Origin of the sequence: Mesorhizobium tianshanense, from assembly GCF_007830515.1 — a bacterium.
In the GTDB taxonomy this organism is placed as follows: domain Bacteria; phylum Pseudomonadota; class Alphaproteobacteria; order Rhizobiales; family Rhizobiaceae; genus Mesorhizobium; species Mesorhizobium tianshanense.
Map to the genome: position 1 here is coordinate 287,714 of NZ_VLKT01000001.1, position 14,680 is coordinate 302,393.

Annotated in this window: 14 protein-coding genes; 12 read left to right on the plus strand and 2 right to left on the minus strand. The window is 57.0% G+C overall.

Annotated elements, in window-relative coordinates:
• Positions 1-60 precede the first annotated feature (60 nt).
• Genes IQ26_RS01420 through IQ26_RS01440 form a run of 5 tightly spaced genes read left to right on the plus strand, consistent with a single transcriptional unit; the run spans position 61 to position 5,055 of the window.
• Positions 61-582 carry a ubiquinone biosynthesis methyltransferase UbiE gene (locus IQ26_RS01420; RefSeq protein ID WP_167522651.1) on the plus strand — a complete coding sequence of 174 codons (522 nt, stop codon included), beginning with the start codon at positions 61-63 and terminating at the stop codon, positions 580-582.
• Positions 579-1,754: a class I SAM-dependent methyltransferase gene (locus tag IQ26_RS01425; RefSeq protein ID WP_145711575.1), complete on the plus strand. Its 1,176-nt coding sequence runs from the start codon at positions 579-581 to the stop codon at positions 1,752-1,754. Before IQ26_RS01420 ends, IQ26_RS01425 begins: the two co-directional genes overlap by 4 nt.
• Positions 1,751-4,135: a SpoIIE family protein phosphatase gene (locus IQ26_RS01430; RefSeq protein WP_145711577.1), complete on the plus strand. Its 2,385-nt coding sequence runs from the start codon at positions 1,751-1,753 to the stop codon at positions 4,133-4,135. Before IQ26_RS01425 ends, IQ26_RS01430 begins: the two co-directional genes overlap by 4 nt.
• A 2-nt stretch (positions 4,136-4,137) precedes the next feature.
• Positions 4,138-4,698 carry a slr1658 superfamily regulator gene (locus tag IQ26_RS01435; protein WP_162457834.1) on the plus strand — a complete coding sequence of 187 codons (561 nt, stop codon included), beginning with the start codon at positions 4,138-4,140 and terminating at the stop codon, positions 4,696-4,698.
• A gap of 18 nt (positions 4,699-4,716) precedes the next feature.
• Positions 4,717-5,055 (plus strand): slr1659 superfamily regulator, encoded by a 339-nt coding sequence (locus IQ26_RS01440; RefSeq protein ID WP_145711579.1) that lies wholly within the window; start codon positions 4,717-4,719, stop codon positions 5,053-5,055.
• A 273-nt stretch (positions 5,056-5,328) separates the two neighbouring features.
• Here IQ26_RS01440 and IQ26_RS01445 read toward each other — a convergent pair whose 3' ends face one another.
• On the minus strand, positions 5,329-6,480 hold the full coding sequence (locus IQ26_RS01445) for a helix-turn-helix domain-containing protein (protein ID WP_145711581.1): 1,152 nt from the start codon (positions 6,478-6,480) through the stop codon (positions 5,329-5,331).
• 441 nt (positions 6,481-6,921) lie between these two features.
• Here IQ26_RS01445 and IQ26_RS01450 point away from each other — a divergent pair, with 441 nt between their 5' ends.
• From IQ26_RS01450 to IQ26_RS01480, 7 genes are all read left to right on the plus strand, one after another.
• Positions 6,922-7,965, plus strand: coding sequence for a UDP-glucuronic acid decarboxylase family protein (locus IQ26_RS01450; protein WP_145711583.1), 1,044 nt, complete (start codon positions 6,922-6,924; stop codon positions 7,963-7,965).
• Complete coding sequence (galE, locus tag IQ26_RS01455) at positions 7,965-8,951, plus strand: UDP-glucose 4-epimerase GalE (RefSeq protein ID WP_145711585.1); 987 nt, start codon at positions 7,965-7,967, stop codon at positions 8,949-8,951. Before IQ26_RS01450 ends, galE begins: the two co-directional genes overlap by 1 nt.
• A gap of 56 nt (positions 8,952-9,007) precedes the next feature.
• Positions 9,008-10,798 (plus strand): glycosyltransferase family 2 protein, encoded by a 1,791-nt coding sequence (locus tag IQ26_RS01460; RefSeq protein ID WP_145711662.1) that lies wholly within the window; start codon positions 9,008-9,010, stop codon positions 10,796-10,798.
• A 30-nt stretch (positions 10,799-10,828) separates the two neighbouring features.
• Entirely contained in the window at positions 10,829-12,259 is a 1,431-nt protein-coding gene (locus tag IQ26_RS01465; protein ID WP_145711587.1) for a UDP-glucose dehydrogenase family protein, read from the plus strand.
• A 4-nt stretch (positions 12,260-12,263) separates the two neighbouring features.
• Positions 12,264-12,851, plus strand: coding sequence for a DUF995 domain-containing protein (locus tag IQ26_RS01470; protein ID WP_145711589.1), 588 nt, complete (start codon positions 12,264-12,266; stop codon positions 12,849-12,851).
• Positions 12,848-13,813, plus strand: coding sequence for a glycoside hydrolase family 26 protein (locus IQ26_RS01475; protein WP_145711591.1), 966 nt, complete (start codon positions 12,848-12,850; stop codon positions 13,811-13,813). Before IQ26_RS01470 ends, IQ26_RS01475 begins: the two co-directional genes overlap by 4 nt.
• An 87-nt stretch (positions 13,814-13,900) precedes the next feature.
• Positions 13,901-14,251 carry a DUF995 domain-containing protein gene (locus IQ26_RS01480; RefSeq protein ID WP_276316396.1) on the plus strand — a complete coding sequence of 117 codons (351 nt, stop codon included), beginning with the start codon at positions 13,901-13,903 and terminating at the stop codon, positions 14,249-14,251.
• Between the two features lie 147 nt (positions 14,252-14,398).
• On the opposite strand, the gene IQ26_RS01485 is transcribed toward IQ26_RS01480, so the two are convergent.
• Positions 14,399-14,680 (minus strand): transposase (locus IQ26_RS01485; RefSeq protein WP_208760087.1); only part of this gene is annotated, 282 nt, incomplete at its 5' end.

Sequence of the window (14,680 nt, forward strand, 5' to 3'; positions counted from 1 at the left end):
GAACGGGCGTTTGTCGCGTCGCTCGGCTCAAATGCGGATGGAAATAGGTGGGGAATACCGATGAATATTGCTTCTCAGAGCGTAGGTGGCGAAGCAGTTTTTAAGCCAATGATCCAGATTGACTTGGAAGTCAAAGCTTTCTTGTCCGCTTGGCTACACTGTGATCAAATATCAACTTACTCGGCGCGAATGATCAGCCATAATAGATCTGACTCGGTGCGGCATTCAAATCTCTTTTCTTCCGCGTTTAACGAATTGCTGGAGGTCGCCTTTCGTGCGCGTCATTCCAGCGGCGAAATAGCATGCAGGGTGTCGCGCCGGGGTGAGACGGACAGGATCGAATTGACGTTCCCTTGCATGCCCGAAGAACGACAATTCTATGAAGAAGCGATTTTGCAAATTGCGGGATCCGAGGCCAGGGAGCGATACCTCAATTCGGTGTCCGGGGACCTCGCGCCCAGCCGTGAAGTCGTACTCTTGGAACTGGCCATTGACTACAACGCGACATTCCGACTCGATGAAGCCGGCGCTGATACGATCACACTTGTCGTGGATCTTCCGCTTGAGGGCCTGCCAAATTGAACCCTTACCTTCTCCCGCGTTTCGAAACGCAATACGACATCAACGATCAGGAGTTCTCTATTTCGGGGATAGTGCGGCCCCAGTCAATTGATGAGCTTGCGCCCAGCATTGCCCTGTTGAAGGACTCCATCGATCGTGTACGCGGTATACTATATGTGAACATCAGACGCCTGACGCAAATGAACAACACCGCGTTTCACGCCTTCTCGCGGGTCATCATTGACGCCTGTCGCGCGCGACCCGATCTAAAATTTGTGGTCATTACGTCAAGCGTCGTCGGATGGACGACGCGAAAATTCGGTCGCTTGAGCGGAATTGAACCAAACATCACGGTTGAGGAGTATGACAGCGAGTTCTATCCGGGGCAGACCTTCCTTGAAGAAGGCGGGTTCATTCCGATCCTCCGCACACAGACGAAGTTGACCTGGCGTCACGAGCGCACAATTCTGCCGCGACATGGCATGCAACCCGGTATTGTCATGGCTGACATCTGTTGCGGAATCGGGGATTTCGCCGTGCTCGTGCAGAGGGAGTTCGAGCCGTCGCGGATCGTCGCCCTCGATCACGCCAGGACAAGCCTCGCCTATGCGCGAAACGTGGCGGCGGAGTTCGACATCAAGGGAATTGAATACACTTATGGCGATGCGTCAGAAATGCTGCTCGAGGACGATCAGTTCGACCTCGTCACGTGCCGCCATTCGCTGCAGGTGTTCAATAACCCCGAGCTGATCCTCAAAGAACTCTTCCGCATCTGCAAGCCGGGCGGACGCGTCTACATCACAAATGAAAAGAACTCGCACTGTCTGGGCGAACCGCGTGCCGACAGCATCCAGTGGACCTATAACGAAGTCGCCAAGCTCTGGGCGCACTTCCAGATGGATATCGAGCTTGGCCCCAAGAGCCGACGATACCTGATCGAAGCGGGATTCGAAGATATTCGAGTCGAATCCTTCATGGTCACCAACCACGACGGCGATCCGCAAGACTTCGCGGATGTCATCGCGGCATGGGAGAACGTCTATGCGGGCGAGATGGCGACCAAGCGAGGTGACCCACCGGCATTTATCAGACGGTTCCGACAGGGCTTCCAGGATCATATCTTCGCTGCGCTCCACCCCAAGGGCTATGCCGGCTGGCCGATCTGGGTTGCATCGGGACGCAAGCCACTATGACCGACTCGGATGTAACTCCGCCTAGACCCTGGTCCGTCTTCCACCCAAACAGCTTCCGCGCGAAATTTATGCTCATTGTAGGTGGGGCGGTGCTCTTCGATCTCCTCGTCGGCGGCAGCGTTGCCCTGTGGAACGTGAATCGGCTGTCCCGCGACGCGACGCAGCAGATCGAGAGCGGCCTCACCAAGGCGACCCAGGAATACCTCCAGAACTATATCGAGACGACGGCGCTGCGCGCCGATCTCCTCTTCGACCGCATGCACTCCGAGGTGACCGCACTTGCAGGCTCCATGCAGAGACTAATCGATTATCCGGAAGCGAAAGATGCGATCGGCAAGGCGCTGGCGAAGAACCCCAATTTCAATGCGCCGCTTGTCTATGACGCCAGGGGAAACTGGGTGCAGACCCGGCAAGGGTCACCTTCGGTCATGAGTGTCTGGGGATATCTCCTCTCCGCCGATCACCAACCGAAGCCCGAAATTCTCCGCGACATCCAGGAGAGCGCAGTCTTCGATATTTTTGGCACGAGCCAGATGGCGACAGGCGCGAAGAAGCTGCAGGTCTATTACGTTGGGCCGAAGGCAGGACCGATCATGCGCACGACACCTTATTCCGATCAGGCGCAGACCTTCGACAAGCTCTATCCGGGCCACAACAACGCGAATTTCTGGGATTTCTTCTTTCCTGGCGTCTATGAAGGGTGGGAGGGCTGGATCAGGGAGCCGGATTCGCGCCCCGTAAAGGGCGATGACATCACTGCGACTGCTCCTTATATCGATGCGATTACCGGCAAGCTCATCGTGAGCTTCTTCCACCCGCTCTGGACGAAAGACCGCAGTGATGTCGCCGGCATGGTCGCTGCCGACGTGACGCTCGATCAGCTCGCTGACATCGTCGAAAGCGTGAAGGTCGCCGATACGGGCTTCGGTTTTCTCACCATGTCGAACGGCAATGTGCTCGCGATCAAGCCTGAAGGCGAGAAAACGCTCGGGCTCAAGATCGCGAGTGGTGCGGCAGGTCAAGGCGTTACCGGCCTCGACCGCTCGCTCAAAAAGAGTACGCACGCGACCGTCGCAGCGCTCGAACTTCCCGCCGACGGCAAGACGGTCATCAAGCATATTTCGATTGAGGAGAGCGGCAAGGCCGAACCTCACATCGTCGCACTTCGCCGGCTAAACGCAGTCAATCTCTGGAATAGTGAGGGGTCCATCACGGCCGAAACCCTGATGCTTGGCTTCGTCGTCCCCGAACGGGAAATCTATGCTTCCCTCCTTGCAGCGCAGCAGAGCATTTCCAGCGCAACCAACCGGATCCTAATCACCCAGGTCATCGCAATTATCGTTTCGCTCCTTATCGTCTTTGCGGCTGTCTTCGGAATTTCAAAGCGGATCACTGCAGGCCTCAGTGCGCTTGCCGGAGCCGCCAAGCGGCTGCAGGCGAAAGACTATTCAGTCCGGGTAAGCATTCCGACGCGCGACGAAGTTGGAGAGGTCGGGGACGCGTTCAACCGGATGGCAGAGCAGATCAGCTTCCATACGGAAAACCTCGAGCATCTCGTTGATGAAAGAACGAAGGAGCTTGAAGGCGCAAATCAAGAGATTTCCGCCCTCAACGGCAAACTGCGAGATGAGAACCTCCGCCTTGGTGCAGAGCTTGCAGTTGCCAAACAGATCCAGATGATGGTTCTGCCGAGAACCAGCGAACTCGAAGCGATCCCAGGGGTAGAAATCGCCGCCTATATGCGGCCGGCCGACGAAGTAGGCGGCGACTACTACGACGTCCTGCAAGAGGGGTCGCGGGTCAAGATCGGGATCGGCGATGTGACAGGTCATGGGCTGGCGAGCGGTGTGCTGATGCTGATGGTTCAATCCGTCGCACGCGCGCTGCAGGAGACTGGCGAGGACAATCCACGTCAGTTCCTCGATCGACTGAACAGAGCCATCTATAAAAACATCGAACGGACCAACACCGACAAGCATCTCTCTCTAGCCTTTCTTGACTTTGAGAATGAGCAGGTGACCCTGTCAGGGCAGCACGAGGAGGTTCTTGTCGTTCGTGCAAACGGAGAGATCGAGCGGATCGACACGATCGATCTGGGGCTGCCGATCGGCCTCGAACGTGACATCTTGCCGTTCATCGCAACCCGCGACATTCCGTTCAGCAGTGGCGACGTGATCGTGCTCCACACCGATGGCGTAACCGAAGCGGAAGATCAGGATGGCGAACTGTTCGGTTTGGAACGCCTTTGCATCAGCGCGAGCAGTTATTATCGCGGGAGCGCCGAAGAGATCAAAACTGGAATTATTGAGGATCTGATGGCCCATATCGGAACGCAGAAAATCCACGATGACATCACCCTCGTGATCATGAGGCACAAGTAGGAATGACAACACTGTTCGGAACAGCCGACCTTGCAATCGGAATGAGAGAGAGCGCCAGTCGCGTGCGACTGTTCGACGGACCTCTCGACCTGAGTTGGCATCATTGCGCCACTACCTCGGACTTCATCGCAGACCTTTTCGCCCTGCGCTTTCTGTCATCTCGCAACGACCACAGGGAAGTACGACACAGCATCGGCTATCTGGTCAACGAACTCATTGAAAATGCGGTCAAGTTTCGTGCACCGGGCGAGATCACGATCGAGGCGGCCATTGAGTCAGAAAGTTTCAAGGTCAAGGTCTCGAACGTTGTCGATGGCGAAACCACGGTTGAATTTCAAAATCTTCTGTCGGAGATCACAGTCGGTGATCCGAGTGAACTCCTGATTCAACGGATCGAAGCGAATGCCGCGGACCCTGAGACGACACGTTCCGGTCTTGGATTGCTAACATTGATGAGCGACTATGGCGCGAGTCTGGCATGGATCTTCAGCCCAGCCGATGAAAGAGATTTGGTTTGCGTGGAAACATATGCTTCGATTCCGATTAAACAAATTCACAACTAAATGAAACGAACTCACAACATGGAAATAACGACAGCACAATATCGCGTGTGGAGCGAAGCGAGCGAGATTTTTTTTGATGGCGTCATGAGGCTGGCCAGTTCTGAGGCCTATGCGCCAATTTTATCTTTGCTGATGAAGGTTCTTTCCTCGCAACCTACTTCTATTACGCTCAATTTAACGGACCTTGAATTTCTCAACTCTTCAGGAATTAATCTCTTGGCGAAATTTACAATAGAGGTCCGAAAGCATCCCGATGTGCAGCTCATTGTCCGCGGAACTTCCGAAATACCTTGGCAGTCGAAATCATTGCCAAACCTCAAGAAATTACATCCCGCTTTGGTACTCTTCGTGAGCTGACAGGCCGGTTGATGCAGGCGTCAAGTGCTTTGGAAGTGGCAGTCTCATCGGGCCATCGACCGCTTTGTGTCGGGAACTCATAGCTGCGAAAGTCAGAGCTGGGATAGTCCGGGCGTGGCGGTTGTTTTGAATTGATCCCTCTCCAGAGCGGTCATCGCCGCGCAGCCTGCCTTGCCGCGTTGCAGTTCGCTGATACTCACGCTTCGCCCGACCGCCGCTGACTTCAGACGCGACCATGCACCAGATAGGTCTCAACCATCGCCGATCGTGTACTCAGCTTCCAAGCGCCTTGAGCCAACCTTCAAAGGAGTGGGTTTTGTCGTGTTCAGCGAAGGAAGCCGAGCGGGCGGGGCGCAGCCACGCCACCGCAGTCCGGGCCTCGCGTGGGCTGTAACCGAATTCCTTGCTAAACGCTCGGCTAAAGTTAGCCGCTGAAGTGAATCCGACAGCTTCAGTGATATCAATAATGCGCCGGCTGTCCGCCGGGTCACTGAGCGCAGCATGGGCTGCCAGAAGGCGGCGTCTTTGTATGTAATGGAGAACACCGCCGCTCGGTTCGAACAACTGATAGAGACGAGAGCGCGAGACGCCGAGTGCCCGGCACATCGAATCCGGTGTCAGATCAGCCGCATCTAGATTGTTTTGGACGTATCGGCGCGCACGCTCCATCAACGCAACGCTCACCAATTGTTCGGCGGCCGCATCATGTTCCCCCGGAGGCGCCAGGCAGGCAATGATCATGTTGCGTGTCGCATGTACGATGCGGGGCAGATCTTCAGCCGTGAGACTGCGCAGCCTTGCTTCGATGCCGTTGACGTAGTCGACTAGCAAGTTAGCGAAGTTGCCCGACAGAATTGAATTGTTCTTTGCATCGAGGGTTGCAGCTGCATCAGCGAACAAGTCACGCGGCAAATAGAGAAAGAGACTTTCGGATTCCGTTGTCCTTCCGCGAAACGGGTAGCCAAGCGTCCTGATCTCCACCTTGCCCGGCTGGCTTTCTGCAACGCGGCCATCGACCTCCGTCCATGCCCGGCCCGTACGTGGCAAGACGACACACCAGTGATCAATCGAGCTGGACCGAAGCTTCGCGGCAGAACGCACATAACTATGTGCCGGTGCGTGCTGTTGAACGATGAGAATGCTGCCGAGGTTCCAAGCCGTGTGGCTGGCAGGAAAACCTTCGCTCAGAGATTTGTTATCCGGCAACCTGACTTCAACAAGCGGTGACATATGCGCTTGCCAAGCGGCGAATTGATATTCTGGCGCTAACTCAAGCGTTGAAAATGACAAAGGTTCGAGCGCTGGCGCGAGCAGCGAAGAGGCCTCATGCTCCAGATGCGCTTCGCGCGGCCAACGGCGCCGCTCACCGTCAGACTGCTCCATCAGCCTCGCGAGCGTCTCGTCTTGGTTTTTAGGCGTTCCCATAGCGTGGTTACCATATCCATTTCTGGTGTACCAACAGCCCCTCTCAATTATGTGGTGTGTCGTCGATAGTGGCAAGAGTTATGCGACCACCGGCCGAATGGGCGCTCTCTTCATGTAGCCGCAATCCCACCGCTGACGGATTCAAAATTCGTTCCGGTTAATGCCGGATAGTGCGATTGCTCCGTCTCAGAGCAAGATATGTATCGCCGGATAAGTTTCTGGATGCGCAGCTAACGACACCCTTCAGCGTGGCGCGTATAGAGAAACAAGAATGTAACGGAAGTCTAGGCGTCATGAAATTTTAACAGCATACTCTCTATTTGACGTTTTGAAAATTTGTTTCGAGATTACAGTCGTACTAAATACGATTTGGTATCGTATATATACCAATATCATTAATATACACTAACAATATAAGTAGATAATACGTGGGGCAAATCGATGAGAAATCTACGTCCGGTCAAATCTGCCATCCAGACGACCTTGAGTAGCGTTCGCATAGAGCGTCATGCCTTGGCGCCTCGACGTATCCTTGTTACAGGCGGCGCGGGTTTCCTTGGGTCACATCTATGCGAAAGGTTGCTCGGTCAGGGTCATGAAGTGCTGTGCGTCGATAACTTCGTGACGGGGCGTTCCCGCAATATCGATCATCTCAGAGGCAATCACAGCTTCAAGGTTGTCCGGCACGACATCACACTGCCTTTGACCGCTGAGGTCGACGAAATCTACAATCTTGCCTGCCCCGCCTCGCCGCCGGACTACCAGGCCGATCCCGTTCAAACCATGAAAACCAACGTGCTCGGCGCACTTAACCTCCTTGAGGTGGCAAAAGGACGCGGCATAAAGATTTTCCAGGCTTCCACCTCGGAAGTCTACGGCGATCCGCACGTTCATCCGCAACCCGAATCTTATTGGGGCAACGTCAACCCTTTCGGTCCGCGGTCTTGCTACGACGAGGGCAAGCGTTGCGCAGAAACGCTGTTTTTTGACTTCCACCATAAGCACGGAGTCGAGATCAAGATTGCCCGGATTTTCAACACCTATGGGCCCCGTATGCGTCCGGACGACGGTCGTGTGGTATCCAATTTCATCGTACAGGCGCTCGAAGGCGAAGACATCACAATCTATGGCGATGGCTCGCAGACTCGCTCATTCTGTTTCGTCGACGACCTGATCAACGGTTTCTTGCAACTGATGGTTTCGGCGCCGTCATTTACCGGCCCCGTTAATCTGGGCAATCCAGTCGAATTTACCATTCGAGAGTTGGCCGAGCAGGTGATCGATCTCACGGGATCGAGTTCGAGAATTGTCCATTGTGCCCTGCCGGTCGACGACCCGCGACAGCGCCGTCCCGATATCTCGCTCGCGTCACGTGAACTGGGTTGGCGGCCAACAGTGCCGCTGTCGGTCGGCCTCAAGCAAACGATTCAGTACTTTGACCGTCTCCTGGCCTTGGAATCGTGCAAGCTCGCGGAGACGGCTTGATGTCTGCACATAAGGTCCTGGTGACGGGCGGCGCCGGTTACATCGGCAGTCATACCGCCAAACTCCTCAAAACGAGAGGCGTGGAGCCTGTTGTCTACGACAACTTGGTGACGGGAAATCGATCATCCGTGCGCTGGGGGCCGTTCGTACACGGCGACATTCTCGATACCACCTATCTGGCGCAGACACTCACGCGGTACGAGCCTGACGCAGTCATCCACTTCGCGGCGTCTGCCTATGTTGGTGAATCCGTGGAAGATCCATCGAAATATTACAGAAACAATGTGGCGGGAACCCTGTCGCTTTTGAACGCTTGCCGCCAGGCCAAGGTGGATAAGATAATTTTTTCCTCGAGCTGTGCGACCTACGGGATACCGGCCGTTCTCCCGATCAAGGAGACGACGCCGCAAGATCCAATCAATCCGTACGGCCGCACAAAGCTGATCGCCGAGCATATGTTGCGGGATTACGCTGCGGCTTATGGCATGCGCTATGTGGCCTTGCGATATTTCAACGCCTGCGGCGCCGACCCCGACGGTGAGCTTGGCGAATGGCATGATCCTGAGACCCATCTGATCCCCAGAGCGCTGCTCGCGGCGGGAGGCAGAATTTCGCACCTGGCGGTCTTTGGAGATGACTACGACACCGAGGACGGAACTTGCATCCGCGACTACATACACGTAACCGATCTGGCGCGCGCGCACGCCCTCGCGTTTAGCCATCTCGCGACAGGCGGCGAGAATCTTGCGATCAACCTTGGGTCCGGTCGCGGATCTTCCATACGTGAGATCTTGGACACGATCGCCCGGATATCGGAGCGGGAGGTGCCGATCGAGATCCATCCGAGGCGCCCTGGAGATCCGCCGGCACTTTATGCCGATCCGACCTATGCCAGTAAGGTACTAGGTTTCACGCCCGAATATTCCGATCTCGATACGATCGTGCGAAGCGCCGCGCCTTTCTTCGGACTGGAGGCACGGACGTGACCCTCGCAACAGCCACACAGAGGACGGACGCCGGCCAGCGCTCAACCGCGCCACTGATGGTTCCCCTTCTGACCGGCTACCGCCGTATTGAATTTCTGGTCGGGGTGTTCGTGTGGTTCGCGGCCGTCGTCTATTTCTGGGTCTGGTGGTTCGACCCCACACATTATGTCGACTTTTTCGGATTTCTGACCGTCACGGTTGTCCTTGCGTGGGTCACGCTCCTGCCGGCGTATTTTTTGGCCATATTCTATCGCGGCCGCAAACCGAGCGGTCCATTGCGCCTTCCGGCAGGAAGCCGCGTGGCCATGGTGGTGACAAAGGCGCCCTCCGAGCCATTTTCCATCGTGGCGGTGACCTTGAAGGCGATGCTCCTCCAGGACGTGCCGCATGACACATGGCTTGCCGACGAAGACCCCTCTTTGGAAACGCTGAATTGGTGCCGACAGCATGGCGTCTTCGTCTCGACGCGCAAGGGTAGGGTTGACTATCACCGCGCGACGTGGCCGCGGCGCACGCGCTGCAAAGAAGGAAACCTCGCTTTCTTCTACGACCACTACGGCTATGAGCGCTACGACTTCGTCGCCCAGCTCGACGCCGACCATGTCCCGGAGCCCGATTATCTGCACCAGATGCTGCGTCCCTTTGCCGATCCGGCGGTAGGCTATGTCTCGGCGCCCAGCATTTGCGACCGCAATGCGGCGGAAAGCTGGTCGGCGCGTGGGCGACTCTACGCCGAGGCAAGCATGCACGGGTCGCTTCAGGCGGGTTACAATGGCGGTCTCGCCCCGCTCTGCATCGGATCCCACTACGCGGTTCGCGCCGCCGCGCTGAAAGAGCTTGGCGGGCTTGGGCCGGAACTTGCCGAAGACCATTCAACCACGCTGATGATGAACGCCCACGGGTGGCGTGGCGTTCACGCGCTGGACGCGATTGCCCACGGCGACGGTCCGCGCACATTTGCCGATCTCGTCACGCAGGAGTTTCAGTGGTCGCGCAGCCTGGTCATGTTGCTTCTGAAGTATTCCCCAATCTTCATCCCACGCTTGCCGATGAAGTTGAAATTCCAGTTCTTGTTTTCGCAACTTTGGTATCCGCTCTTCGCGCTTTTCATGGCGCTGATGTTTGCAATGCCGATCATCGCACTCGCACGCCGCGAAAACTTCGTTGCCGTTACTTACCCAGAATTTCTCATGCATTCCGCACCCCTTTCCGTGATTCTGGTTCTGATGGCCTATCGCTGGCGGGCAGGTGGCACGTTCAGGCCGTTTGACGCAAAGATTCTGAGCTGGGAGTGCATACTCTTCCTGTTCGCGCGCTGGCCCTGGGCTTTGGCGGGGACGATCGCTGCGGTGCGCGACTGGCTCACCGGCTCCTTCGTGGATTTCCGCATTACGCCGAAGGGAATCTCGGAAGTGGGTCCACTGCCCATACGGGTTCTCGCACCCTACGGCGTTCTGTCGGTCGCTTCCGTACTGCCGGTCCTGCTCGTGGAAGAAGTGGGAGAGACGCGCGGCTTCTATGTCTTCGCGATCGTCAACGCGGCACTGTACGCGCTGCTGTTCCTCGTCATCGTTGTCCAGCATGCCCGCGAAAACGTCGTCAGGATCTCAAGGCGCTCCTATCGCCCGGCGATGGCAGCCAGCCTCCTTTCACTTCTCTTGCTGCCCGGCATCGCAACCGCCGAGCGTGGGATGGAGGGCCTTGAATCGCTCGCTTGGGGCGCCGGGCGCCTCAGCCTGTTTGAAGAGAAATACGCCGTCGCAGGGGCCGGATCAGGCGGACCGGGTCTCCGCAAGATTACGTTCAGACCAAGATGGCTCACCGAAGTGCCGAGTTTCATCCCATAACAAAAGGGGCGCAACGGGCGCCGTGGAAACATGAAAATTGCAATTGTTGGGACAGGGTATGTCGGTCTTGTCAGCGGAACCTGCTTTGCCGAATGGGGCAACCGGGTCGTGTGTGTCGACAAGGACGTGGGAAAGATCGCGCAGCTCAGGCAGGGCAAGATGCCCATTTACGAGCCGGGCCTGGAAAAGCTTGTGGTTCGCAACCAAGCCGCCGGGCGCTTGTCCTTCACGACCAGCCTCGCCGAAGCGATGAGGGGCGTCGACATTGTCTTTATCGCGGTGGGGACTCCGCCTCGTCCCGGGCACGGCGATGCCGATCTGTCATTCATCTACACGGCGGCCAAGGAGATCGCGTACTCGCTCGAAGGCAACGCGGTTGTCGCGGTCAAATCCACTGTCCCGGTTGGTACAGGCGACGCAGTCAAAAAAATCATCGCCACTGTCCGTCCCAACGGTAGCTTTTCCGTCGCTTCTAACCCCGAATTTCTTCGGGAAGGATCGGCAATCGATGATTTCCTGTTTCCCGATCGCGTCGTCATCGGCGTCGAAGATGAAAACGCGCGGAAGGCGATGCTGGCGCTTTATCGCCCACTCGCCGAGGCGAACACGCCGGTTGTCGTGGGCCAGCGGCGCTCGGCTGAGTTGATCAAATACGCTTCGAACGCGTTCCTGGCGACGAAGATCACTTTTATCAACGAACTTGCCGATCTGTGCGAGCACGTAGGCACCGATGTCGGTGAACTGGCACTCGGCATGGGTCTCGACCATCGCATCGGAAAGGCCTTCCTTAATGCGGGACCAGGTTATGGCGGCTCATGCTTTCCGAAGGACACGCTGGCGCTTCTTCGAACAGCCCAGGATCACGGCGTCGCCCTGCGCATCGTCGAAGAGACAGTGGCCGCTAACGAAGCACGCAAACGGAAGATGGCCCTCAAGGTCCTCGATGCCGTTGGGGGAGATGTCGATGGACTGACGATCTCAGTTCTCGGCTTGACCTTCAAGCCGGACACGGACGACATGCGCGATGCACCCTCCGTGCCGTTGATCGAGACGCTGCAGCGCTTTGGCGCCAAGATCCGGGCGCATGATCCGGTTGGCATGGAAAACGCAGCGCGTGTCGTCGAAAACGTCGCGCTGTTTAATGACCCTTATGAATGTGCCCGCGATGCGGACGCCGTGGTCATCGTCACCGAATGGGAGAGCATCCGCCAGCTTGATCTCCATCGCCTGAAACAGGTGATGCGGTCTGCGAACCTGATCGATCTTCGTAACGCGTTTGGGCGGGGGGTGGCACAGGCTGCCGGTTTCCAAGTATCGAGTATCGGCCAGCCTGTGCCACATCAATCCAGCATCACATCCGGCGACGTGCTTGCCTTCCCTTATCGAAAGTTTCGCCAACGAGACCCTGAACCTGCGGCGATGATGCGCGCCGCACAGGCAGACATCGGGCGCGAGGGCTGAAGCTATGGCAAAGCCACACTGCACCAACCAGGAAATAGGCGCCGCCAAAACTCTCCGGCGCTGGCTTCTGGTAACATCATGCATCTTCTCGACTTTCGCGGGTCCGGCCCAGGCCAGTAGCGAGGACGCCGTCCCCCCGCCGGAGGCCCGAGTCATGACGGGCGTGGAACTTTACATGCTCTACCATGATAAGTCGTGGCAATGGCGCGACGGTGTGGGTTGGATGCGATCCGATCGCCGCCGTTTTACCGCATGGACGGGGTCCGGGCAGAAATTTACATGGGCGGAGGGCCGATGGATTGTCACCGACGGCGGCCGCCTGTGCCTCGATGCACGATGGCACTCATCGTCCGGGGTCTACCCTGACAAGACCTGTTTCAGCCACAAGCGGCACCACGACACGATCTATCAGAAGAGAGAGCCGTCCGAAACCTGGTATGTTTTCAAACACCCCGGTTTTGCGAAGGGCGACGAGTTCAGCAAGCTTGTCAGCAAAGACTTGGTCTCGTCGGAACTGGCGCGGATCAGAGCCGTCATCGAGCCGGCAACACCGCTCCCAGATGCCAAAATCAACCGGAGGATACAGCAATGAGTACTGTCAGGAAAAATACCTCAAGAGTAATCGCGCTCTCACTTGTCACGCTGGCGCTGTCCGGAGCAGTGCTTGCGGCCAGCCAACCACGCGGCATTCCTGCCGCCGACGCGCAGACGGCCAATCAAGTCACCGACAAGCGGCCAGTCATTACCGAGGCGTCGATCGACTTCGGCGCCTACGACCCGCATGGCGACTTCGGCAGCGACGCGAATGTCAAGATCGAACATCTTTTCCTTCCTTGGGAAGATGTCGAGCTGTCCACATTGTCAATCGCCGACGAGTATGCCCTGCAGCGCGGGCGGTCGCTCCTGATATCAGTCGAGCCGTGGTCGTGGTCGGTCGATTGGCGGATAACCTCAGACGAGTTGCTGAGCGGAATCCTGGCCGGCCGTTATGACGCCTATATGGCGTCAGTCTGTGCGGCCGCAGCCAATCTGAAGAGCCCGGTGATCATCCGATGGGCACAGGAAATGGACGAAACCGACAACCAGTTTACCTGGGCCCATTGGAAACCCGAGGGTTATGTTGCGGCCTATCGCCGGGTGGTGACGGAATGCCGCAAACATCTGAAGACGGCCAAATACATGTGGTCGCCAAAAGGCAACTCCGGCTTGGCCGACTTTTATCCGGGAGACGAGTTCGTCGATATAGTCGGCCTTTCCGTGTTCGGACTTCAGCAATACGACAGGGACAATTTCGGCAAAGAGAGGACGTTCGCGGAGGCACTCGCGCCGGGCTATCGGCTGGCCGAAGGTTTCGGGAAACCCATCATGGTGGCCGAGCTGGGCTATGAAGGCGACCAGGCCTATGTTCGCAACTGGGCGGAGAACGCCGCCAAACCGAATCCCGACTTTCCGCAGTTGACAGGCGTCGTCTATTTTAACGATCGCGACGTCTATCCGTGGCCGGGGGACTATGGTCGTCCCAACTGGCGGGTTGGTGGACCGGCTCTGAATTAGGGACAAAAAGCAACATCTTCGGGAGGGGACAAGAAATGAAGCGTTACCGACACTGTTGAAGCTTTTTGTGATCGGCGGTGCTTGGGTGTGGGCGTCCCTGATGCCGCCACACTGAGCAAGACAAATGTTGCGACGGAATCGGCGGCACCGCTGATGACAGACGAAGTCTATCAACTATTCTCGAAGCGGTCTTGGCTCTGGAATGATGGTTCAGGCTATTTCTCGGCAAAACAGCGCCGATTCATAGCCTGGACAGGTCGAGGCAGCACTGGTTCATATGCCGTTGGACGGTGGTTCCGTCCGCCCTTTCATTTCGGCGAGGCGCATCTTGGCTGCAAGCATCGACTTGTCCATGGCCTGCCAATAGACAAATACATGTCCGATATGAGGGCGGTTCGAATTCCGAAACTGGTCGTGCGGATCGTAGACTCCAAGTGACAGCGGCCGGAGGGTCTTGGCCGGCTTGCCGAAAGACGAAATCGATGTGGTTTCCAATGTGTCGATATCGAAGGTCGGTTCTGCAACAGATACGGTCGGCAGCGCGAGCTGGAGAAGCGCAAGGCACAAGGCTAAAGCGTGTCGCGATTAATCGGCCTCATATCCAGCAGCTTTGAAGAAGTTTCGGCACTGAGTGGGGTCGAAGAGGTCGCAGATGTCGCCGAGCGCATGGCAGAGCGCCTCGAAGGTTCTGGCCGCCTTCTTGCGCAGCAGCGTCTTGAGCTTCGAGAAAGCCATTTCGATCGGGTTGAGATCAGGTGAGTATGGCGGCAGGAACAGCATCCATGCGCCGCGTCGGCGCACCAGTTCGTGGGCCCGCTCGCTCTTGTGGAACCCGACATTGTCGAGGATGACGACATCGCCGGGCTC